This window comes from Pseudoglutamicibacter cumminsii (assembly GCF_016907775.1).
Taxonomy (GTDB): domain Bacteria; phylum Actinomycetota; class Actinomycetes; order Actinomycetales; family Micrococcaceae; genus Pseudoglutamicibacter; species Pseudoglutamicibacter cumminsii.
On the sequence record NZ_JAFBCO010000001.1, the window covers coordinates 1,457,828 to 1,480,593 of the forward strand.

Below are 22,766 nucleotides of genomic sequence, written 5' to 3' on the forward strand. Positions count from 1 at the left end.
CATCGTCACGCATGACGCCGCATCGTTCTTACCGGCCACGGTCGAAGGTCTTCTGACCCAGACCCGGCCGGTCGATGCGTTATATGGCGTCGACGCGGGTTCGCGGGATGGGTCTGCCGAGCTGTTGAAAGAGCTCCTCCCCGAATCTGCGAAGGTTCTGGAAGCGCCTGGAGCACATTTCGGAGGCGCTGTTCAGCGGGCTGTTGACCACATGCCGGCACCGGCTGAGGGCGATTCGAACGAGTGGCTGTGGTTCATCCATGATGACTCCGAGCCCGCCCCTGATGCGCTTGAGCTGATGCTTGAGGAGATCAGCAAGTCTGAATCGACCGCGATCGCAGGCGCTAAACAAGTGGATGCGACGGACAGAGTCCACTTGCTTGATGCTGGTTTGAGTTTGACCCGCCGTGGTGAACGGTTCGCGGGTGTTGGTCTTGAAGAGAAGGACCAGGGTCAGTACGACATGTACACGGACCGGTTGGGTGTGAACTCTGCCGGCATGTTGATTCGTCGCGACGTGTTTGAGGAGCTGGGAGGTTTCGACCCGGCTCTTCCTGGCGTGGGTGATGACGTCGATCTGGGGCGTCGGGCGTGGCTGGCTGGGTACCGTGTGGTGCTTGTGCCGGGTGCGTACATGTATCACCGTCCTGACGTGGTCAAGGAGATCGCGGGGGAGGACGCCCAGTACGCTGCGGCTCAATACACGAGGCTCAAGTATGCCGCGCCGTTCACATCGCTGTTCCTTGGGCTCTGGATGGTGGTCTCGGGCCTGGGTAGTGCTTTGTTCCGTTTGGTTGCGGGCGATACATATACGGCAGGGCTTGAGTTCCGGCATGCGTTTGCGCCGTTGACTCGCGCCGGATCGGTGCGTCGTGGCCGAAAGGCCGTGCGGCGTATTCGGAGAGTTCCCCGTTCGAGTGTCAATCGACTTTTGGTGGACCGTTCGCAGTATCGGGATCATCACCGGGCGATTCGCGATGGTTTGATGCTCAATGACGCTGAGCTTCAGACGAGCGAGGCCGTAGGCGCCGAGGCGAGCGGCGATGATGATTCGTTCGACGCGGCAGCGGCTGATGGCCGCACGACCCGCGGTGTTGCTGCCGGGGTTGTTGCGGTTGCTGTTGCCGCGATTGTGGGTGCTGTAACGTTCCGTGGCTTGATCTTGGCTCATGGTGTTGCGGGCGGTTCGCTTGTGACTCCGAGCGGGGATTTGTCGCACATGTGGCATGCCGCGACCGCTCCGTGGGCTACCGAGATGTTCGGTATGGCTTCTGGCCCGGATGCTTTCGCTGGGGTTTTGTTCTGGCTTGCTTTGGTGAGCGGCGGCAATGCCCCGATGGGTATTGTTGTCGCGTATTTCCTCGCGTTGCCGGCTGCTGCATTGTCGATGTGGTGGGCTTTGCGCCTCGTGACGCGTGTACCGTCTTTCCGTGGCATCGGTGCCTTGGTGTGGGCTTTAGCTCCGGTGTTTGCAGTGGACTTGACGCAGGGGCGGATTGCTCCGGCGCTGGTGCATGTTGTGCTTCCGCTGTTGGTTTACGCGTTGGCTCGTGCGGTGGGCGTGCGCGGCGCGGTGGGTGCCGCATCGTATTCGGAGGGCGAGGGGCGTCCTTCGTGGCCTTCGGCAGTGTTTGCGAGTGTGCTCGCAGTTCTGGTGGTTGCGGCTGAGCCGTTGTGGCTTGTGCCGTTGGTGCTGTTCACGGTCGTTTCTGCTGTGGTTGCGCGGAGGGGCCGGGTTCTTGCGTGGGTTCCTGTTCCGGCTTTGATCGCCTCTGCACCGACGATTCTTGATGTTCTGCGAACCCCTCGTGCTTTGTTGGCGCAGCCTGGTTTGCCGTTGGCGGGTGAGCCTGCGCCGGCGTGGCAGGCTTTGTTGGGTTTCCCTCTTGGGTTCGACGCGGGTTCCGCTGTGGCAGGCTGGGGTTGGCTTCCTGAGGGGTTCGGGGCGCTGGTTGTTGCCCTGGTGTGCGGTGTTCCGCTTTTGCTGGTGGGCCTGGTTGGTTTGGTTGCGCCTGGGGAGTCGACCACGTGGGTTCGTGTTCTGGCTCTTGCCGCGCTGGTCGTGTTCGCGGGTTCGGTTGTCGCTAGCTGGTTGGCGGCGAGCGCGACTGGCGGACAGCTGACTCATTACTACGTGGGTTCCGCGGTGAGCCTCGTGTGGCTTGTTGCGGTGTTTGCTGCTGGGGCGATGCGTGAGGCTGGCACTGTCCGGATACGGGCTGGTTTTTATCAGACTCGTTTTGTGGGTCGCTTGGTTGCCTGGTCGGTTCTGGTGGCGGTTGTCGCGAGTGCGTCTGTGTGGATTGCTCCGATGACGCAGTCTGGTACGGCTGCCGCGGATTCTGAGCGTGGTTTGGGCGTGCAGCAGCGTGTGCATGCGGTGGCTGAGACGACTCTTCCGGTGACTGCCGCTGACCGTGGCTTGGGTCCGTTTGAGGAACGGACTTTGATTTTGACGGGCGCTGAGGACGGCCTGTTCCGCGCGAATGTTGTGGGCGGCGACGGTCTGCGTCTTGAAGAGGTGCGTTTGCGTCAGGACGCGAGCGCGCTTGCAGGCGATGTGCTTGATCCGGCCGGTGGGGTGCTTGCGAAGCCGACGAAGGCTCAGCGTTTGGTTAAGGAAGCTGTAGCTGGTTTGGTGTCCGCCGACGGTGGTGATGTGGCTGAGACGCTGCGTCAGCTGGGTGTTGGCTACATCGTGATGAAGTCTGGTCCTGATAATGCTGCGGTTGCCAAGAACCTTGATTCTCTTCCGGGTATTTCTGCGGTGACGCGTGGGGAACGCGCAGCTTCGTGGCTGTGGCAGGTGGAGCCGTCGGACAAGGGGCAGGCTTTGTATGAGTCCACTGGGTCTGTGACGTCCCGTGTGTGTGTTGAGGCTGCTGACGGTTCGGTTCTTCAGTTGCTCGAGAGTGAGCATGCCCGGGTCGAGGATGCCTCTATCGAGGGTGCGACGAACAGCTCAGTGGGTTCTGACGAGGAAGAAGCTGGCAGCCGTCTGGTGGTCATGGCCGAGAACTACGATGCCGGCTGGACTGCAACGCTGAACGGTGAAGAACTGCGGCCGCAGAAGTACAAGGGCTGGATGCAGGCCTTTGAGCTTCCAGAAGGCGGCGGGACGTTGAACATCACGTATTCGACGTGGTGGCATACCCCGTGGGTCATTCTTTCGGGAGTCCTTGTGGCGTTCTGTGCGTTGTCGATGATGCCGATGCCACGTGGTTGGCGTAACCGTGTCCGGTACCAGCCGGTGTATCGCGCGCCATACGTGCCGGGGGAGGCTCCTGAAGAGAAGCCGGAAACGGATGCGGAACCTGTTGTAGCGGAGGAGGGCGAGCATGAGCGAAAAGAAGAGCAAAACTGAGGCCTCCTCGGCGGTCAGGTCTCGTTCGAAGGCCGTGTTCGCTTCTGTGGCTGGCGTTGCGTTAGTCGCGGCGTTCGGTGGTGTCGCGGTCGCTGACCATATGCTTGCCCCGGAGAGCAAGAGCGATGGTGTCGAGGTCGAGGCGACGTCCCTTCCGGTGACACAGAGCACGTTTGTGTGCGGCCCGACTATTGCTGCTGTTTCTTCGCAGCAGGGGGCTACGGATTCGGCTTATGCGCCGGGCGCAGACCAAGCGGCGTCGACGTTGAGTGGTGTCGCTTTGGGGGACCGCGGGATGCGTGTCCCGGGAGCGCGCATTGTCAGCGGTGACACTACTGCGGAGCTTTCGAAAGACCTCCCGGAAGAGGAAGCACTCACGGTCTCTACCCGCAACGAACAGGGGCTTTCGGGAACCAAGTCCGTCAACAAGGGCGGCGTTAAAGCGCAAGATTCGGCGTGGTTCACGGTGCAGGGCCTGGGAGGTAAAGCCTCACCAGCCGCTGGTGTGCGAACCATCAGCCAGAAGGACGGGGACCTCGAAGGTTTTGCGAGCGTCCCCTGCACCGCGTCCGCAACCTCGCACACGATCGTGGGCGGCTCCACAACGCTGGGCCAGTCCGCTGTCCTGGTCGTGACGAATACTCAGCAGGCCACAGCAACGGTGCAAGTTAAGGTTGCAACGAAGGACGGCGTGAGCGCGTCAGGCATCCCGCAGTTTACGCTCAACCCGGGGGATACCCGCACGATCAATCTTGCGGCGGCAGCTTCGGATTCTGAGGCTATCGCTGTGTCTGTGACGTCGACGGGGGCGCCGGTGCGTGCCGCGGTGTCTCAGACCGTCCTGAGGGGCTTGGTTCCTGGCGGTATTGACAGCATCGAAGCGCAAACCGAGCTCGGCCGGAAAGTTGTGATCCCGGGTGTCCAGTCGCAGGATCCTGCTGCGGACCGTTCTGCAGGTAAGGCCGAGGACTCGGGGGATCTGACGCCGTCCGTCGTTGTCTATAACCCTTCGGCAACGCAGACGGAAGCGAAACTACGGGCGTTCCGGGACAATGGAACCTCGGTAGACCTTGGAACAGTCACGGTTGAGGGGCAGAGCGTGGGCCGCGTAGCGACGGATGCTCTACCGGCGGGCGTGTATTCGATTGTTGTCGAGGCCGATAATCCGGTTGCCGCGACTGCTCGGATGCTCCGCGGCCAGGACGCGAACAAGGCTCACGACGTCGCTTATATCCCGGGGACCCCGGCATTGGGGAGCCAGAACGTGGTTGCTGTTCCGGAACACGGCGAGGCCCGGTTGCGGATCTTCGGGGCTGACGATGCGGTGGTTACAGTCACGCCGGTTCTGCGCAACGGCTCGATGGGTAAAGCCGAGCGGGTCGATGTGGGCGCTCACCGAACCGTTGATATTCAAGCTCATAAGGAAGCGGTGGGCTGGCATGTAGCCTCGAACCGAGGCGAAGCGTACGCCTCCGTCGTCACGACCCAGGGCGTTGGGATCGGCGCGATGAGTGTTCTGGGAGCGGACCAGTCGAACGCTACCGTCAAGGTTGATCTAGGTCCTGTTGCGCCGCGCACGGTCAGCGGCGAATACTGAGTTGCGTCTACCGGCCGGGCCCTGAGTGCTGGGCCTTAACGGTTGGGTCCCGTCCCGTAAATCGGGTCGATGTCTTCGGGCGGGATGTTGAGGAACTCGCTCACGAGCTCGATCACCACATCAGCGACGATGTGTGCGAGGTGGTGCTCATCGAGCGCCGCGGATTCCAGGGGCCTGCGGAACAGGACAACGTTGCGCGTGCTGTTCCGCGGATTCGTGCGTTCTTGCCTCACCGTTGCAACACCGAGGGGCGTGGTTTCTCCACGGGAGACAGCCCGCTCGAGGGAAGCATCGCTCGGCACTGTCCGCACCACAAAGTTGATGCCTTCGAGCTGTTCGCCCCACGTTTCACAGAGCCGGTCTACGACTTCCCACATGATCTCTTCGACGACCTGCTGGCGGTGCGGAGCGCCTGGCGCCATCGGCGGGAGGATGTTGCCACGCCATCGACCGCGGAGCTCAGCGCGGCGACGCTGGCTGCCGATGCTGGCCGCGCGCGAGGCCAACGCCCCGGTGCGGCGCGGATGCGGGTCGATGTTCCAACTCATAACGTCAGCATATCGGCGGGCTAGCGGTGCTGAGAGTCACCTCGGGTCTGCGGCCGTGCCTCCGCATCTTTAGCGGGTGCCGCTAGTACGCTTGCAAACGTGGAATCTCAACGTTTTTGTTCTCGTCCAGGGTGCGGCAGGGAGGCGTACGCAACCTTGACGTATGCATACGCAGACTCCACGGCTGTGCTCGGCCCTTTGGCTCTCAAAGCGGAGCCTCACGCTTACGATTTGTGCCGTCACCACGCCGACCGTTTGTCGGTCCCGTTGGGGTGGGAGCTGTTGCGACTTGAGATCCCGGAGCAGCGCAAGCCTCTCTCCAAGGACGACATGTATGCCTTGGCGGATGCTTTGCATCAAGAAGCTCAAAGGGATCAGGAGCAAGCGGAGCGAACGGCTCCGCGTCGTTCACGTGAACGTCTCGGTGGGGAGAACGCTCCGCCGCCTGCTAAGCCGGGGCTGCATTTGGTTCGTAACGACGACGACTAACACTTTTCGCGGCGGCCCGCTTGGCGACGCCGCACCTTAGATTTTTCTCAACGCATATGGCGGAAGGACCTTCGATGTCGCAGAACAACCCTGATCCTCTCCACGAGGACGGAGGCGAGCAGATCCCGGCGGATGCCGTGAACCTGCCGGAGCCTCCATCGCCTGAGGATGCACCGTCGTCTGAGGGGGCTCCAACGTTTGAGGAGGCGCCAACTTTAGAAGAAGCTATTGCGCCGCAGGAGGTGCCGCCCGCCCCGTCGGTGGACGATGCCGGTGCTCCAGCTGAGGCCGCGGATGCTCCGGCTGACGATGCGGAAACTATGTTTTCGACGCGTCGCTTGGCTCGCACTCGTGACGATGAAGAGGCTGCTAAGGGCTCCGCTGAAGGTAATGCTGCCGGTGCCGATGATGCTACTGGTGCAAATGATCCAGACGCTACGCAGGCTTTCCCGCCTGTTGCTGAGCACGCTTCGGAAGAACCTGTCGCCGTGGGCAGCCCGGAGGATATGGATGCGACTCGGACGTTGACGCCGCAGCCGTTGGCCCCGGGTGAGCAGAAACGTGACCTTTCTGGAACGTCTGGCCCGGTCCGGCCTTCTCAGCTGGGTGCCTACACGCCGATCCCTGACGGGAACACGGAAGGGTTCAGCGAGGAGACCTCGCGCGACACCGTGGCCGCGAGCCTCGACTACAAGCCAGTCTTCCCGCGCATCCTGCAGTGGGTTGTTGCGATCCTGACCCCGTTCGTGTTGCTTGCCGGCGCAGTCCGGCTCGTTGCTTCCACGGGTGTCATGTGGCTCATCTACCACGTACCGGGTTTCCCAGCGGATCAGGCCGGGTTCACCACGAAGGATCGTGTGCTGAACGGCTCGTACGGCGTGGACTACCTCAACAACTTCGCGGGCAGTAAGTATCTTTCCCAAGTTCAGACGGAGAACGGTCCGCTGTTCACAGCTAACGAGGTCTCGCACATGGCTGACGTGAAGTCGCTCGTGCAGCTGTGCTACCTCGTCGGCGTGATTGCGCTTGTGCTGTTGCTCATCAGCTTCATCATTCTGCGCAAGACCTACCCGGGTGGCATTCGTCGCGGCCTGTTCGCGGGCTCGATCGTGACGTTCGTGTTGGTGATCGCGGTAGCTATCGTGGCTCTTCTCGGCTGGGACGAGTTCTTCGTCGGCTTCCACCAGTTCTTCTTCTCGCACGGCAACTGGCAGTTCGCGTGGGATGACTCGCTGATCCGCCTGTACCCGCCGATGTATTGGATTTACTCGGCTGGCCTGCTCGGCGGCCTGCTGTTGATCGGCAACCTTGTGCTGATGTTGACGACATGGCCAACACGCCGCCGCCGCGAGCGCTCCCGCGAGCAGATGGAAGAGAAGCGTAACGGCTCGGACTACGTCATTGAATACGACGCCTTCGACGAACGCTAACGGAACTCTTCAGCGCATCAACCGCTGACGCCACGCAACGAAGCGGGCGGCACCTGAATCACTCAGGTGCCGCCCGCACCGTTGTTGGATCGGATCGCTATCAGCGCGCTGATAGCGCTTGCGATACATCGCCGCCGGTTTATTTGCGCTTGCGATACATCTCAGCGATGGTGTCGGCGTACTGTTCGTAGACCTTCGGGCGGCGCACCTTCATCGACGGAGTGAGGGTACCGTCGTCTTCGTTGAAGTCTTCTTCGAGGATCACGAACTTCCGGATCGATTCCGCCCTGGAGACGGTCGCGTTGGCGCGGTTGATGTATGACTGGATTTCTTCGTGGACGCGGCTGTTATTGAGGGCGTCGCTGAAGCGTGCCACGCCGGAGACTTTCTCGGCCTTCGCCCAGATCTGTAGCTCCTCTTCATCGAGGGTTACGAGCGCGGAGACAAACGGCTTGTCATCGCCCACAAGCACAACCTGGGACACGATACGGCCTTCGCGCACGATCTCCTCGAGCGGGCCCGGGACAACGTTCTTGCCGCCAGCGGTGACGATGATGTCCTTCTTGCGGCCCGTGACCGTGAGGAAGCCATCTTCGTCGAGCTCGCCGAGGTCGCCGGTCGCGAAGAATCCGTCTTCGTCGAAGGCCTTTTCTGTGGCTTCTGGGTTGTTCCAGTAGCCTGCGAAAACGCCGATGCCTTTCGCGAGGATTTCGCCGTCGTCTGCGATGCGCACGCAGGTTCCGGGGATCGGCAGGCCAACCGAGCCGACGCGCTGCTTACCTGGCATGTTGACGGTCAGCGGCGCCGTGGTTTCGGTGAGTCCATAGCCTTCGAGGACGCCGAGGCCGATCGCGTTGAAGAAGTGCGCGAGGTCGGGGAACAGGGGTGAAGCGCCGGAGATTGAGTAGCGGACTTCGCCGCCCATGATCTCGCGGATCTTGGGGTACACGAGTTTGTTGTAGAGCCGGTATTCGGCTGCGTGGAGTGGATTGACTCGCGGCTGAGGTTTGCCTCGGCGCACGAGGTCCTGGGCGCGGCCGCGTCGGGTTGCGACGTAGCGTGCGCGCCGGAAAATGAAGCCCTTGCCGTCGGATTCTGCCTTCGCGAGAGCACCAGCCATGAGTTTCTCGTAGATCCGAGGTACCGCGAGGAGGAACGTCGGTTTGATGTTCGGCAGGTCGCGCGTGACGGTGCGCGGAGAGCAGTGCGAAACCGTGATGTCGCGGTACATGCAGGCGTGTTGCACGGCGCGAGCCAGGATGTGCGCCAGAGGGAGGAACAGCGCTGTGCGGCCGTTGTTCCCAACAACCTCGCTCAGGTGCTCGACGAGGTTGACGGCTACCAGCGAAATGTTGCCGTGGGTAATGATGCAGCCCTTGGGGCGGCCGACGGTCCCGGAGGTGTATACGAGGGTAGCGGGGTCATGGAGGCCCGGGCGGCTGCGTCGGCGGTCGACTTCGTCGTCTGGGACGGCGGAGTCTCGCCCTGAAGCCATGAGGTCTGCGAGGCCCGCGCCGATCGGCACACCGTCGTAGAGGACGGTGGACGGGTGTCCGGCTTCATTGGCGACATCCATGCGGAGGTGGAGCGGTGCCTTATCTGCCGGCAGGTTGGCGACGGCTTGTGCGGCCGGGTCTGACGCATCGGGGGTCTGGGTGAGGATGTGGGACGCCCCGGAATCGGTGAGGATCCATTCGATCTGTGAGATCGAGGAGGTCTCGTAGATGGACACAGAGATGCCGCCCGCGAACCAGGCTGCTTGTTCCGCGAGCGCCCATTCGAAGGATGTTGGCGCCATGATCGCGAGCACGGAACCTTCTTCGAAGCCGTTAGCGATGAGGCCTTTCGCGAGGTCGGTCACGAGGCGTTTGTAGTGCGCTGCCGTGACGCTGACCCAGGTTTCGGAGTCGGGGTCGTAGACGGAGTAGACGGGCAGTGGCTTGTTGCGTGCAATCCGGTCTAGCAACAGCTGTGGCGTGTTGTAGCTGGATGGCAGCGTCTCAAGTTGCGGCATGCACCGTTCGCGCACTGTTTCTCCTGGTTGTTAGGTGGATTGAAACGGGTAGGTCTGAGAGTAGTTCCGCGGCGTCTGGGGTTTTAGGTCCAGCTTGGTAGCCAGATGCGCCACTGTATTTCTTCGCTGAAGAGTGTCTGCCCGGTGACGATAGGCAGGAAGAACGCTGAGACAAGCAGGATGATGAGCACGATGCCGGCGACAGCGGCGGTGCGGATCTTCGCTTGCCGCGGTGCTGTTCCTGCCGGTGGCGCGAGCATCCGTAGAGCGTAGACGACGGCGAGGATCCAGCTGAGCTGGAAGCCGGTTGTGTAGAAGAAGAACATGGTGCGTTCTGGGTAGAACAGCCATGGGATGTAGCCGGCCACCACACCGGCGAGGATCATGAGTGCCGCCCAGTCGCGGCGTGCGAGGAACGCCCACAACACGATCAGGATGCTGATGGTTCCGGCCCACCACAGGATCGGGTTGGGGAGGTCGGTGACAACTTGGACGCAGTTGCGGCCGGTTTCGCATGGGACGCCATCGCGTTTGGTGGTGTCCCATTTGAAGAGGGTCGGGCGACCTGCGACGGGCCACGTCCAGGGGTTTGAAGCCCAACCGTGGTCTTTGGTCAGCCCCGTGTGGAACGCGTAAGCCTTGCCGTGGTAGGTGATGAGGTCCGCGAGTGAGCCGGGGAAGATTTTGACCCACGATGCGCCTTCGCGTGCCGCGAGCCCGTGCCCCCATGCACGCGGTTCCAGCATCCAAGGGATCCACGTGGCAAGGTAGGTGAGCGCTGCGACGGGTACAACACGAATGAACGCCGGGATGCCGTTATGCAGGATTCCGCCCGCGAGCCAGCGTTCGATCCCAGCGGCGCGGCGCGCTTGGCAGTCCCACCACACGATCAGCAAGCCGAACACTGCGATGAACGTGATGCCGGACCATTTGACCGCGCACAAGGCGCCGAGCGAGATTCCGACCCCGAGCTGCCACGGGCGAAACCACAAGCGTGGCCCCATGCCGGCGTAGAGAGTCCCTTGACTGTCGGTTGCACTAGAAGAGCCGCTGCCGCCGGCGAGCGCGTACGCGAGTTTGCGCCGTCCATGGTCGCGGTCGACGAGCACAAACCACGCAACGATCGTGATGAACAAGAAGTAGAAGATGTCGAGGATGCCGGTCCTCGACAGTGCGATCTGTTGCCCATCGAGTGCTACGAACAGGCCGGCCAGGCCACCCCACACAGCCGAGCGGAACAGGCGGGTTGCGGCCATCGTCGTGAAGACTGCGGCGAGCGTTCCGGCGAAAGCCGTTGCGGCGCGCCAACCGAAACCGGAGTCGGTTCCGAAGATCGCCATGCCGAGCGCCATGATCCACTTACCGAGTGGCGGGTGGACGACGTAGGAAGGCTTATCGTTCGGGGTCGCGGTGCCGTTGACGAAGGCGTCGTTGATGTCTTTAGGCCATTCGCGTTCGTAGCCGTAGTTCAGCAACGAATATGCGTCTTTGACGTAGTAGGTTTCGTCGAAGATGAGCGCGTTGGGGTGGGACAGGTTCCAGAACCTGATGACCGCGGCGAGCACGCCAATCAGTAGCGGCAGCCACCAGCGGGCGTGTGAAACGACTGCGTTGAGCTTGCCTCCAGGCATTCCGGTGAGGCGGAGGAGCAGCTCGTCAAGGCTCGGCTTCGAGCGGGTCAACGCAGCACCCTGGTTGTTGTGGGCGTGCCGTTGCCGTTGAACAGTCGATGCGGTGGGCGCGGAAACAGTCACAGGCACACTCTACTGAACTCTATTGAATTATGTGGCTGAAGGCTCTGTTGAGTAAGGCGTGAAATAAGTGGCTGAAGGCTCTGTTGATGTAGGCGGCTGAAGGCTCCAATGAAGACTGTGCTGAATGATGCGGCTGATAGGTGGGTAGGCTGGTGGTGTGAGTGACGTAACTGGGCGCATCGAGATTGCTGGAACCCCCATCGGGAATATCGCTGATGCGAGTCCGAGGCTGGTTGCGGCGTTGGAAGAGGCCGATGTGGTTGCGTGCGAAGACACGCGGACCACGGCGAAGCTGTTGCGGGCTTTAGGTATCAGGGCTCGCGGTGAGCTGGTTGCGTATCACGAACATAATGAGCGTTCGCGTGCTGAGGAGCTGGTTGATAGGGCTCGCCGCGGCGCTCACGTGGTGGTGGTGAGCGATGCTGGCATGCCTGGTATCTCTGACCCGGGCTACCGGATTGTTGCGCAGGCCGTGGTTGAGGGTGTGCCTGTCACGGTGGTTCCGGGGCCTTCCGCATTGATTTGTGCGTTGGCGGCATCGGGGCTTCCCACTGATCGGTTCACGTTTGAAGGTTTCATGCCGCGGAAAGCGTCGGAGCGCACCTCTGTGATCCGTGCGTTGAGCACCGAGACCCGCACCGTCGTGTTTTATGAGACCCCACACCGGATCGAGGCGACGCTCGAGGCGCTCGCCGAAGGTTTGGGTGGTGACCGTCGCGCCGTGATTTCGCGTGAGATCACCAAGATGTATGAGGAGCATCGGCGCGGCACGCTCGATGAGCTGCTCGCGGGTGTCGTGGAGGATCCGCCGCGGGGCGAGATCGTTGTGGTGCTCGAAGGTGCTTCGGAACAGGTTGAAGCGAGTGTTGATGAGCTGGTTCCGGTGGTCTTGGAACGGGTCGCAGAAGGGGAGCGGCTTAAGGATGTGTGCAAGTCTCTGGCCGAGGCGTATGGCGTTTCGCGTCGGGAGCTTTACGACGCAACGGTCAAGGCACGCCCATAGGGTGGGCCTCCGCATTGGCCCGGCGAAACATAGCAACGAAATATGGCGCGGGACCAACGAAGTGCGGACGAAATGCAATGTCGCTTTCTGGTGGAATAGTTCACAACACATATAAGTTGAGCTAAGTAGATCTCGATAACCGGTGTCGATACCCCGTAGCAAAGGAGAGCCATGACTTCACAGCGCGAAGCCGAACTGCTGGAATCGGTCCCTAAGGGCTTGCTGATTAATGGTGAATGGCGTGATGCCTCCGATGGTGGCACGTTCGATGTTCTTGATCCCGCAACAGGCAAGGTCCTGGCTACGCTTGCGTCGGCTACGTCCGAGGATGCGATGGCTGCGTTGGATGCCGCCGATGCGGTTCAGGCTGAGTGGGCTCGCACCCCTGCCCGTGAGCGTTCCGAAATTCTGCGTCGCGGTTTCGAGCTCATTCAGGAGCGCGCTGAGGACTTCGCTCTGCTCATGACCTTGGAGATGGGTAAGCCTCTGAACGAGGCGATGGGCGAGGTCAAGTACGGTAACGAGTTCATGCGTTGGTTCTCTGAGGAAGCGGTGCGTCACAACGGCCGCTACAACGCAACGCCTGAGGGCAACATGAAGATGATCGTGCAGCACAAGCCTGTTGGTCCGTGCTTGCTGATCACCCCGTGGAACTTCCCACTCGCGATGGCTACCCGTAAGGTTGCTCCTGCAGTGGCTGCTGGTTGCACGATGGTTCTGAAGCCAGCCAAGCTGACTCCACTGACTGCACAGCTGTTCGCGCAGGTCATGATGGAAGCTGGCCTTCCTGCGGGTGTCCTCAATGTTGTGGCAGGTCAGTCCGCATCGAAGATTTCGGGCCCGATCATGCAGGACCAGCGTCTGCGTAAGGTTTCCTTTACTGGCTCGACTCCGGTTGGCCGTCAGCTGCTCAAGGATGCCGCTGACAACGTTCTGCGTACTTCGATGGAGCTGGGCGGTAACGCTCCGTTCATCGTGTTCGATGACGCCGACATTGACGACGCGGTTGAAGGCGCTATGGCAGCGAAGATGCGCAACATGGGTGAAGCGTGCACCGCGGCAAACCGTTTCTTGGTTCAGGACTCGGTTGCTGAGGAGTTCACCCGCAAGTTCGCGGAGAAGATGGCGGCACTCAAGCCGGGCCGCGGCACCGAAGAGGGCGTCAACGTTGGCCCGATCATCGAGGAATCCGCGCGTGAGGACATCCACGCGATTGTGACCAAGGCCGTTGAGCAGGGCGCCAAGGTAGCGACCGGCGGCGAGAAGGTCGAAGGCGACGGCTACTTCTACAAGCCGACCGTTTTGACGGATGTTCCGCACGACGCCCAGATTCTGCGTGAAGAGATCTTCGGCCCGGTTGCACCGGTGACGACGTTCTCCACCGAGGATGAAGCGATCGAGCTCGCTAACGCTTCCGAATACGGTTTGGCGTCCTACATCTACTCGAAGGACAACAACCGCCTGATCCGGGTTGCTGATCAGATCGAGTTCGGTTTGGTCGGCTTCAATCAGGGCGTGATCTCCAACGCGGCGGCACCGTTCGGTGGCGTCAAGCAGTCGGGCCTCGGCCGTGAAGGTGGCGCTGAAGGTATCGAGGAATACAGCACCGTGCAGTACATCGGTATCGCTGACCCATACGCCAAGAAATAAGACCTCTGAGAAGGTTGGTGACAGAACAGGTCGCTGACAGAACGCGGTGGCTATCGCTGAGGCGGTGGCCACCGCGTCGTTAAAGCCCCTGCGTCATTAAGCCCCCTGCGCATCGATAAGGTTGTTGATATGTGTTCTGTGATTCCTGGAGAAACTCCACGCTTGTACGTCCCTGAAGCCCATGAGGGACTCGGTGATGACAGCGGTCGCAAGCGCGCGGCCGTGAACGAGCAGGGTTCCCGCCGCAAGCTTGAGTACCCGCCCGCGCCGGAGCCGCTGCCGGTCCCGGTGATCGACAATCACACGCATATGGATTTTCATGATGGCGATGTCGCGCTGTCTGTAACCCAGCACATGGATGTTGCCGAGCAGGTGGGTATTTCTGGTGCCGTCCAGGTGGGGACGGACGTTGAGTCTTCGCGCTGGTCTGTTGCTGCGGCGGAGGCAGACCGCCGGGTGCTTGCCGCTGTTGCTTTGCATCCGAACGATGCGGCGCGCGCTTACGCTGAAGGCACGCTTGATGATGACTTGTCAGTCATTGAGCAGTTGGCCGCGCATCCGCGGGTTCGCGCGATCGGGGAAACCGGCTTGGATTACTTCCGTACCACTGAGGACGGTTGGGCTGGCCAGCATGAGTCGTTCCGTCGGCACCTGGACATTGCGCGGCGGTTGAACCTGCCGGTCCAGATCCACGACCGTGATGCGCATGAGGACACGGTGCGGATCCTGGAGGAAGAGAACTTCGACGGCACGGTCGTCTTCCACTGCTTCTCTGGGCCGGTTTCGATGGCGCAGAAAGCTCGTGAGAAGGGCTGGTATGTTTCTTTCGGCGGGACTGCGACCTTTAAGAACAACCATGAGTTGCGCGAAGCGATCGTCGCTGCCGGTCCGCAGCTGTTGATGGCTGAAACGGACGCCCCGTTTTTGACGGCTCACCCGTTCCGTGGCCGACCGAACGCTCCGTATATGACCCCGTACGCTGTTCGCTATGTCGCGGAGATGTTTGAGTGGGATCTGGATGAGTTTTGCCACATTCTCACCGAGAACAGCGCACGCGTTTACGGTGATTTTGACGCGGGTTTCACGCAAGTTTGACCAGGGAAGGCGTCTGGTCTGCGCCCGGTAAAAGACTTTTCTCAGGCATCTGGAGTAGCTCTTAGATAACGATTAGGTTACGATTGTTATCGCATCGTGATCTTCGGCGTCGTGTAGACATGCACTTTCTTCCCCAAACGCCGCATCATCAGAGACATCTGAGGATGAACACGCATGCCAAGAAATGTCCCCGAACACAATGCCCTTTGTAGGCATGAGGTTTTTCGTGAACAAGAAGATGAAACGCGGCTTGATCATCGGCGGCCAGGCGACTGTAGCTTCCGCGCTGGTCCTGGGCACCGTTGGATTCGTAGCAAATAACAAGTCGATTGAGGTAGTCGTCGACGGGGAATCCCAGAACGTCCGTACCTTTGGTGGAAAGGTTGAGGACGCCCTTCGCGCCGGCGACATCAACGTCGGTAAGCACGACAAAGTAACGCCCGCGATCGATTCCGATATCGCTAACGGCGACACCGTCCACGTCTTGACCGCACACGAGGTCAACTACACCGTCGACGGCGAAGACAAGACCGTCATGACCACAGCTCGCACGGTGGACGAGCTGGTTGATGAGCTCAAGCTTGAAGATGGGTCGGACATCAACCTCGACGGCGACGTTCAGCTTGCAAGCGCTGAGACCCTGACTGTGCTGACCCCTAAGGAAGTCAAGCTGGATCTCGCGGGCAAGAAGTCGACCCTGACGACCACCGCACTCGACGTTGACGCAGTCCTGGAAGAAAAGGGCGTCAAGGTTGGCAAGGATGATGAAGTGAAGCCGGCACGCAACACCGTTGTGTCCGAGGGCATCACCATCACCTACAACAAGATCGAGAAGAAGAAGGAAACGAAGACGGAGAAGATCGCGTTCGAAACCAAGCGCGAAAACGACTCCTCGCTTCCGAAGGGTGAGACCAAGACCGTCAAGGCCGGTAAGTCCGGTGAGCGTAAGGTCGTGACCGAGACCGTGCTGCGTAACGGCAAGAAGGTCTCCTCCAAGAAGGTTTCCGACGAGGTGACCCGCGAACCAGTTGACGCACTCGTCAAGGTCGGCACCAAGAAGGTTGAAACCAAGTCGGCGTCGTCCTCCTCGTCGTCTTCGAACTCCGGCTCGAAGTCCAAGGCTAAAGCCCCAACCGGCAACATTTCCGCGACCTGGCAGGCACTCGCTCAGTGCGAGTCCGGCGGTAACTGGTCCATCAACTCCGGTAACGGCTACTACGGCGGCCTGCAGTTCTCGGCTTCGTCCTGGCGTGCAGCTGGCGGCACCAAGTACGCTCCGCTGCCGCACCTGGCAAGCCCTGCAGAGCAGATCGCTACCGCAGAGAAACTGCGCGCTAACGGTGGCTGGGGCCACTGGCCAGCATGCTCCGCACGCCTCGGCCTGCGCTAAGTCATAAAAGCTCAGCCCTAAAAAGCTAACTACATACAGTTCAAGCCCACGATGCAGCGGAACGCAACCGCGGCGTCGTGGGCTTGACCTGTTGAGGGACATTAGGATGAAGGGGATGACTCACGTATCTGAAACCCCGGCTTCGGCTCCGCTTTTAGGGGCGGCTCATATTCGCGCGCTCGCTGAAGAGCTTGATGTGACCCCGACTAAGACGCTGGGTCAGAACTTCGTGATCGATGGGAACACGATCCGCAGGATCGTTGCCGCGGCTGACTTGGCTGGTGATGAAACGGTTCTGGAGGTGGGGCCGGGCCTTGGTTCGCTGACGTTGGGGATCCTTGATGCGGCTGAGCGAGTGCTCGCGGTCGAGATCGACCCACGTTTGGCGGGGCGGCTTCCGCGCACGGTCGAGGAATGGCGGCCGGACACGCATCAGAACCTCACGGTCATCAACGAGGATGCTCTCAAGGTCGCTGAGCTTCCTGCCGCGCCCGATGCGTTGGTTGCGAACCTCCCGTATAACGTCGCGGTCCCGGTGGTGCTGCACCTTCTAGCGCAGTTTGAGAGCATCCGTTCCGGCTTGGTCATGGTGCAAGACGAGGTGGCTGATCGTTTGGCTGCTCGACCAGGGAACAAGCTCTACGGAGTGCCGTCGGTCAAGGGCGCGTGGTACGGGACGATGACGAAGGCCGGAGTCATCGGGATGAACGTTTTTTGGCCTGCACCTAAGATCCGCTCCGGTCTGGTTGCTTTCCTTCGCGGACCTGAGCGCGGGGATGAAGCGTTGCGTGAAGCGACGTTCGCGGTGATCGATGCGGCGTTCGCTCAGCGACGTAAGACGTTGCGCGCGGCTCTCGCGGGGTGGGCAGGTTCCGCTGCCGCGGCGGAGGAATACGTGCGTGCAGCGGGGGTGGACCCGCAGCTACGCGGCGAGAAACTCGAGATCGAACAGTTCATCGCGATCGCCCGCGCGCGCGGCGCGGCAGAGGATGGTGCGGAATGAGCGTTCCGTTGCTTGAAGAACAATCGGGTTTTGCTCGCTCCGTCACGGGTCGAGCCCCGGGCAAGATCAACGTCAGCTTTGAATGCGGCGACCCGCGCGAAGATGGCTTCCACCCGGTAGCGACGCTGTATCTCGCGGTCGGGCTGGATGAGCAGGTCACCGCTCTGTATCGCGCGGACGGCGAGATCACCGCGGAGCTGGATGACGCATCGACCATTGCGGTGGACCGGGAAACGTTCCCGGTGGGTGCAGACAACCTCGCGGTTAAAGCCGCGCTCGCGTTGCGTGAGGCGACCGGTGTGAGAGCGGGCGCTGACTTGCGGATCCTCAAGCGCGTTCCGGTCGCCGGCGGGATGGGTGGCGGTTCAGCCGATGCTGCGGCGGCGCTCGTGGCCTGCAACGCGTTGTGGGGGACACGCTTGACTCGCCATGACCTTGCCTCGATTGCGGCGCGGCTCGGTTCCGACGTCCCGTTTGCGCTGTATGGGGGAGCGGCCGTCGGTTTGGGGCGCGGCGAGGACCTCGCTCCGGTTCCATTGCGTTCGGAGTCCCACTGGGTTTTGATCCCGGCTTCTTACGGGCTTTCGACGCCGAAGGTGTACGGGGAGCTCGACCGTCAACGCGAACGTGCTGGCTTGAGCTTTCCGGCACCCAAGGAAGTTTCGCCTGAGGTTCTGCACGCGATGCTCGAAGGGGATCCGCATAAGCTCGCGGCATCGGTCCATAACGACCTCACGCCGGCGAGCATCGCCCTCGCGCCGGAGCTCGCGCATGTGATCGAGCGAGCCGAAGAAGCCGGCGCGCTTAAAGCGATTGTTTCGGGCTCCGGGCCAACACTTGCGTGCATCGCGCGTTCGTCCGCCCACGCCGAACGGATCTCAATGCAGGTGCGTGACGAGCTCGACGTACAAACGATCGTGGTGAGTGCCCCCGCGGCAGGGGCATCCATCGTCCCGCACAGCGGCAGTTTCTAGGGGCCCGATTTCTTAGCCCACCGCTCACTCAACCAACCACTCAGAAGGAAACCCCACACAGATGTCCCACCTCTTAGGTGCTGAATCGATCTCCATCACGTTCGGTACCCGCACCGTGCTCGAAGACGTCACGCTCGGCATCGACGAAGGCGACCGCATCGGCATTGTGGGTCGCAATGGCGACGGCAAGTCAACGCTCATGAAGCTGCTGGCACAACGCATGCAGCCGGACACGGGCCGTGTGACGCATCGGCGAGACCTGCGGGTCGGGTACCTAGACCAGTCCGATGTGCTGGACCCGGAACTGAGCGTTCTGCAGGCGATCGTGGGCGACGTCCCGGAACACGAGTGGGCCGCTGACCCTCGTGTCCGAGACATCATGGACGGCCTCACGGGAGGCATCGACCTGCAGAAGAAGATCGGCGAGCTTTCGGGTGGGCAGCGCCGCCGCACCGCGCTCGCGAAGCTTTTGGTGGCGGACTGGGACGTCATCATGCTCGACGAGCCGACCAACCACCTCGACGTTGAAGGTGTCGCGTGGCTCGCCCAGCACCTCAACCAGCGTTGGCGAGCCAACGAGAACGCGTTCCTTGTGGTGACCCACGACCGCTGGTTCTTGGACGCCGTGTGCACCATGACGTGGGAAGTGCACGATGCGGTGGTCGATGCTTTCGATGGTGGTTACGCCGCGTATGTGCTGGCTCGCGCTGAACGCGACCGCGCGGCCGCGGTCAAGGAAAGCAAGCGGCAGCAGCTGGTCAAGAAGGAGCTCGCGTGGCTTCGTCGCGGCGCGCCGGCACGCACATCGAAACCGAAGTTCCGCATCCAGGCGGCCAACGCGATCATTGAAGACGTTCCAGCCCCGCGAGAGAGCCTCGAACTTAAGAAGATGGCGATGGCGCGGCAGGGTAAAGACGTCATTGACGCCGAAAACCTGACCTACACGTTGCCGAACGGCCGCACGTTGTTCGACAACATTACGTGGCGGCTCGCACCGGGTGAGCGCGTGGGGCTCGTGGGTGTCAACGGTGCGGGCAAGTCAACGCTCATGCGGCTTTTGGACGGGCAGGTCGAGCCGAGCAGCGGCCGCATCAAGCGCGGCAAGACCGTGGTTTCGGCGATCTTGTCGCAGGAAGTCAAGGAACTCGAAGAGCTCGCAGACAACCGGGTTGTGGACGTCATCAAGGCTGAGGGAAGCCAGTTCGTTGCGGGTGGCCGTGAAGTTTCCGCAGGCCAGTTGCTTGAGCAGGTCGGGTTCAACTCGCACAAGCAGTACACGCCGGTGCGCGATCTTTCCGGCGGTGAGAAGCGACGTCTCCAGCTCTTGCGGCTCATGGTCGGCGAACCCAACGTGCTGATGCTCGACGAGCCGACCAACGACCTCGACACCGACACGCTCGCCGCGATCGAAGACCTCCTCGACACGTGGGCTGGAACGCTCATCGTGGTCTCTCACGACCGCTACCTCTTGGAGCGCGTGACCGATCATCAGATGGCGTTGCTCGGCGACGGCAAGATCCGTGACCTCCCAGGCGGTGTCGACCAGTACCTGGCGTTGCGGGAGCAAGCGTTGCAGGCCGGTGGTCCACAGTCCGTTGCGGGAGCAAACGTTGCAGGCGCGGGGGCTACCGCATCGTCAGCTGAAGCTGACACCGGAGCGCAGCCGAGCGGACCCACCTATTCCGCGGCAGAGCAGCGCGAAGCCCGCAAAAACATGCAACGCTACGAACGCCAGCTCGAACGCGCAGAAAAGGCGCTCGCCGAGGCCGAGGCGAAACTCGTTGCGGCCACCGAAGCCGGGGATTTCGATGCGGTCGCCCAGCTGACCCAGGAAGCCGGCGAGGCGCGGGATCACCGGGACGAGCTCGAGATGGCGTGGCTCGAAGAATCCGAGAAGGTCGACTGATGCAGAAGCAGGCGGAAGTATCTGCGCCGGAAGCAGCGGCGTTGAACACATCGGAGTATCGGCCGCGGCGCATCGCGCTGTCCTACATCATGGATGCGGTCAACGTTCCCCAGGATTATGCGGACGAGCTCCACGGCCTCGCGGCTAACACGGGGCGTTCGATCGTTGAGGTCGGCGGGCATGTGCAGCCGTGGTTTATTGATGCCCTCCGGCCTACCTGCAGCGCGCGTGACGTTGTGGCTCGCTCTGATGCGGTCGTGATCTTGGGCGGTGCTGACGTGCATCCGGGGTTGTACGAGCTGGCACGTAAGCGTTGGCGCGACGTCGACCTTGCCGGTGTGAGCGCGAGCGCCGATGATTTCGAGATCGCCCTGGTCCACGAAACCTTGGCCGCCCGCAAGCCGTTGCTGGGCATCTGCCGTGGCCTACAGATCATCAACGTGGCGCTCGGCGGAACACTCCTCCCCGACATCGGCCGCCCCACGATCCACAAGTCAGAACTCGAAGGCGACGGCTGGGCCGACCACAGCGTGAGCCTCGCAGCCGGAAGCGCGATCGAAAGCATCTACGGGACGCGCCAGATTACGGTCCGCTCGGCACACCATCAAGCCGTCGATGCGCTCGCCGACGAGCTCGTGACCGTCGCGACTGCACCGGATGGGCTGATCGAAGCGGCGGAGCACCCCGAGCATCCCGCGATGCTCGCCGTCCAGTGGCATCCGGAAGACCTCTACGGTGACAAAACTCACCTCGATGCCCTCATGAGCTGGTTCCTACGCCAGATACCGTGACGCGCAGATAGACGTTCATGAGACATCCGGTTAAGAAAACAAGGCGCGACGTGGCACAATGGGGAACGGCCTGAACAGTTTTAGCTGCGTCAGGTTGGTCCGCCATGGTGTAACGGCAGCACGCCAGCCTTTGGAGCTGTGTGGTCTAGGTTCGAATCCTAGTGGCGGAGCGGTAGTGGCAGGGCAATGGAAGGAAACATAGCCAGGTGTCCAGCGAAAAGGTCCATCCGGCAGCAGTGATCGTTCTAGCCGCAGGCGCTGGAACGCGTATGAAATCCTTTACGCCGAAAATCCTCCACACGCTCGGCGGCCGTTCGATGGTCGGCCACGCGCTCGACACCGCGCACGCGCTCGAACCGGACCGGCTCGTCGTTGTTGTCCGCCACCAGCGTGACCGCGTCGCTTCCCACGTTCTTGACCACGCACCTGACGTGAGCATTGTCGACCAGGACGAGATCCCTGGCACCGGCCGTGCCGTCCAGGTTGGCCTTGAAGCGATGGATGACCTCACTGAAGGCACCGTGCTCGTAACCTACGGCGACGTTCCGTTGTTGACCCCTGAACTTCTGACGGAACTCATTGAGCGTCATGAATCCGAAGGCAACGCGGCGACCGTTCTGACCGCAACCATCGACGACCCAACCGGTTACGGACGTATCGTGCGTGATGAGAACGGCGACGTCGCGGGCATCGTAGAACATAAGGACGCGACCGACGAGCAGCGACTCATCAACGAGGTCAACTCCGGCATTTATGCGTTCTCGGCGAACGAACTGCGTTCCGCGCTGTCCCGCGTATCGACCGATAACGCACAAGGCGAGATGTACCTGACCGACGTGCTCGGCATCATGCGTGAAGACGGCCACCGCATCTCCGCGGCCGTGACCACCGACCAGTGGCAGGTTGAAGGCGCGAACGACCGCGTCCAGCTCTCGGCCCTCGGGCGTGAACTCAACCGCCGCATCACCGAAAAGTGGATGCGCGAAGGTGTGACGATCCAGGATCCGGAAACCACGTGGATCGATGTCGATGTCGCTTTGTCCCAGGACGTGACCTTGCTGCCGAACGTTCAGCTCGTTGGCCGCACCTCGGTGGGGCAGGGCTCGGTGATCGGCCCAGACACGACTCTGCGCGACACCCACGTCGGGCAGAACGCAACCGTCAAGCGCACCGACGCAACCGAATCCCGCATCGGCTCCGGCTCGACCGTTGGGCCGTTCAGCCACCTCCGCAAAGACACCGTGCTCGGTGAAGACGGCAAGATCGGCGCGTTCTACGAAACAAAGAACGTCCAGATCGGTGACCGCACCAAGCTGTCCCACCTCGGCTACTCGGGCGATGCGATCATCGGGGAAGACACCAACATCGGCTGCGGCAACATCACCTCGAACTACGATGGTGTCAACAAGCACAAGACCGTGATCGGTTCGCACGTGCGCACCGGCGCGTCCACCGTGTTCATCGCTCCGGTTGAGATTGGTGATGGTGCCTACACTGGCGCTGGAGCTGTGGTTCGTAAGGACGTCCCGGCAGGTGCCCTCGTGATCTCGGAGGCCCCGCAGGTCAACAAGGAAGGCTGGGTTGAAGCGAAACGCTCCGGAACCCCCGCCGCGGTTGCAGCGGCATTGAGTTCAAATAAGCCAACCGATCAAGCGACGCCAGCAGAAGGCGACAAGAACTAGACCTTTCTGCGGCGGGCTACTCCGATTCGCCGCAGAGATATAAGCTCCACTTAACACCCCATCTTCGAGGAGAACG

16 protein-coding genes and 1 tRNA gene are annotated in these 22,766 nt (G+C 61.6%); 14 read left to right on the forward strand and 3 right to left on the reverse strand.

Annotation, left to right across the window (positions count from 1 at the left end):
• Position 1: 1 nt before the first annotated feature.
• Complete coding sequence (locus JOD50_RS06665) at positions 2–3,364, forward strand: glycosyltransferase (protein WP_420825540.1); 3,363 nt, start codon at positions 2–4, stop codon at positions 3,362–3,364.
• Positions 3,339–4,961 carry a DUF5719 family protein gene (locus JOD50_RS06670; protein ID WP_204880890.1) on the forward strand — a complete coding sequence of 541 codons (1,623 nt, stop codon included), beginning with the start codon at positions 3,339–3,341 and terminating at the stop codon, positions 4,959–4,961. Before JOD50_RS06665 ends, JOD50_RS06670 begins: the two co-directional genes overlap by 26 nt.
• 35 nt (positions 4,962–4,996) lie before the next feature.
• On the opposite strand, the gene JOD50_RS06675 is transcribed toward JOD50_RS06670, so the two are convergent.
• A complete protein-coding gene (locus tag JOD50_RS06675) occupies positions 4,997–5,509 on the reverse strand; it encodes a metallopeptidase family protein (protein ID WP_204880891.1) in 513 nt (170 codons plus the stop codon).
• A gap of 156 nt (positions 5,510–5,665) precedes the next feature.
• On the opposite strand from JOD50_RS06675, the gene JOD50_RS06680 reads away from it, so the two are divergent.
• Together JOD50_RS06680 and JOD50_RS06685 are read left to right on the forward strand one after the other, a co-directional pair.
• Entirely contained in the window at positions 5,666–5,998 is a 333-nt protein-coding gene (locus tag JOD50_RS06680) for a DUF3499 family protein (RefSeq protein WP_239541548.1), read from the forward strand.
• A gap of 74 nt (positions 5,999–6,072) precedes the next feature.
• Positions 6,073–7,428, forward strand: a complete 1,356-nt coding sequence (locus JOD50_RS06685) for a TIGR01906 family membrane protein (protein WP_204880893.1) — start codon at positions 6,073–6,075, stop codon at positions 7,426–7,428.
• Positions 7,429–7,567: 139 nt separating this feature from the next.
• Here JOD50_RS06685 and JOD50_RS06690 read toward each other — a convergent pair whose 3' ends face one another.
• Both JOD50_RS06690 and JOD50_RS06695 read right to left on the reverse strand, forming a co-directional pair.
• Positions 7,568–9,457 carry an AMP-dependent synthetase/ligase gene (locus JOD50_RS06690; protein ID WP_338052048.1) on the reverse strand — a complete coding sequence of 630 codons (1,890 nt, stop codon included), beginning with the start codon at positions 9,455–9,457 and terminating at the stop codon, positions 7,568–7,570.
• A gap of 68 nt (positions 9,458–9,525) precedes the next feature.
• Entirely contained in the window at positions 9,526–11,196 is a 1,671-nt protein-coding gene (locus JOD50_RS06695; protein WP_204880894.1) for a phospholipid carrier-dependent glycosyltransferase, read from the reverse strand.
• 157 nt (positions 11,197–11,353) lie between these two features.
• On the opposite strand from JOD50_RS06695, the gene rsmI reads away from it, so the two are divergent.
• From rsmI to glmU, 10 genes are all read left to right on the forward strand, one after another.
• Positions 11,354–12,199, forward strand: a complete 846-nt coding sequence (rsmI, locus tag JOD50_RS06700; protein WP_204880895.1) for a 16S rRNA (cytidine(1402)-2'-O)-methyltransferase — start codon at positions 11,354–11,356, stop codon at positions 12,197–12,199.
• A 171-nt stretch (positions 12,200–12,370) separates the two neighbouring features.
• A complete protein-coding gene (locus JOD50_RS06705; protein ID WP_204880896.1) occupies positions 12,371–13,849 on the forward strand; it encodes an NAD-dependent succinate-semialdehyde dehydrogenase in 1,479 nt (492 codons plus the stop codon).
• A gap of 129 nt (positions 13,850–13,978) precedes the next feature.
• Positions 13,979–14,944 carry a TatD family hydrolase gene (locus JOD50_RS06710; protein WP_204880897.1) on the forward strand — a complete coding sequence of 322 codons (966 nt, stop codon included), beginning with the start codon at positions 13,979–13,981 and terminating at the stop codon, positions 14,942–14,944.
• Positions 14,945–15,170: 226 nt separating this feature from the next.
• A complete protein-coding gene (locus JOD50_RS06715) occupies positions 15,171–16,334 on the forward strand; it encodes a transglycosylase family protein (RefSeq protein WP_204880898.1) in 1,164 nt (387 codons plus the stop codon).
• Between the two features lie 115 nt (positions 16,335–16,449).
• The gene (gene rsmA / locus JOD50_RS06720) at positions 16,450–17,337 is read left to right on the forward strand and encodes a 16S rRNA (adenine(1518)-N(6)/adenine(1519)-N(6))-dimethyltransferase RsmA (protein ID WP_204880899.1); all 888 of its coding nucleotides are present in this window, start codon (positions 16,450–16,452) and stop codon (positions 17,335–17,337) included.
• Positions 17,334–18,311, forward strand: a complete 978-nt coding sequence (locus JOD50_RS06725; protein ID WP_204880900.1) for a 4-(cytidine 5'-diphospho)-2-C-methyl-D-erythritol kinase — start codon at positions 17,334–17,336, stop codon at positions 18,309–18,311. Before rsmA ends, JOD50_RS06725 begins: the two co-directional genes overlap by 4 nt.
• 61 nt (positions 18,312–18,372) lie before the next feature.
• Entirely contained in the window at positions 18,373–20,217 is a 1,845-nt protein-coding gene (locus tag JOD50_RS06730) for an ABC-F family ATP-binding cassette domain-containing protein (protein ID WP_204880901.1), read from the forward strand.
• Entirely contained in the window at positions 20,217–21,008 is a 792-nt protein-coding gene (locus tag JOD50_RS06735; RefSeq protein ID WP_204880902.1) for a gamma-glutamyl-gamma-aminobutyrate hydrolase family protein, read from the forward strand. The genes JOD50_RS06730 and JOD50_RS06735 overlap by 1 nt, the downstream gene beginning before the upstream one ends.
• Before the next feature lie 98 nt (positions 21,009–21,106).
• A tRNA-Gln gene (locus JOD50_RS06740) sits at positions 21,107–21,178 on the forward strand.
• 36 nt (positions 21,179–21,214) lie between these two features.
• Complete coding sequence (glmU, locus tag JOD50_RS06745) at positions 21,215–22,690, forward strand: bifunctional UDP-N-acetylglucosamine diphosphorylase/glucosamine-1-phosphate N-acetyltransferase GlmU (protein ID WP_204880903.1); 1,476 nt, start codon at positions 21,215–21,217, stop codon at positions 22,688–22,690.
• Positions 22,691–22,766: the final 76 nt, after the last annotated feature.

Bases quoted from the DNA above. Each gene is read 5' to 3' on its own strand.
- JOD50_RS06670 (WP_204880890.1), top strand. From the start codon at position 3,339: ATGAGCGAAAAGAAGAGCAAAACTGAGGCCTCCTCGGCGGTCAGGTCT.
- JOD50_RS06675 (WP_204880891.1), bottom strand. From the start codon at position 5,509: ATGAGTTGGAACATCGACCCGCATCCGCGCCGCACCGGGGCGTTGGCC.
- JOD50_RS06685 (WP_204880893.1), top strand. From the start codon at position 6,073: ATGTCGCAGAACAACCCTGATCCTCTCCACGAGGACGGAGGCGAGCAG.
- JOD50_RS06705 (WP_204880896.1), top strand. From the start codon at position 12,371: ATGACTTCACAGCGCGAAGCCGAACTGCTGGAATCGGTCCCTAAGGGC.
- JOD50_RS06710 (WP_204880897.1), top strand. From the start codon at position 13,979: ATGTGTTCTGTGATTCCTGGAGAAACTCCACGCTTGTACGTCCCTGAA.
- rsmA (WP_204880899.1), top strand. From the start codon at position 16,450: ATGACTCACGTATCTGAAACCCCGGCTTCGGCTCCGCTTTTAGGGGCG.
- JOD50_RS06725 (WP_204880900.1), top strand. From the start codon at position 17,334: ATGAGCGTTCCGTTGCTTGAAGAACAATCGGGTTTTGCTCGCTCCGTC.
- JOD50_RS06730 (WP_204880901.1), top strand. From the start codon at position 18,373: ATGTCCCACCTCTTAGGTGCTGAATCGATCTCCATCACGTTCGGTACC.
- JOD50_RS06735 (WP_204880902.1), top strand. From the start codon at position 20,217: ATGCAGAAGCAGGCGGAAGTATCTGCGCCGGAAGCAGCGGCGTTGAAC.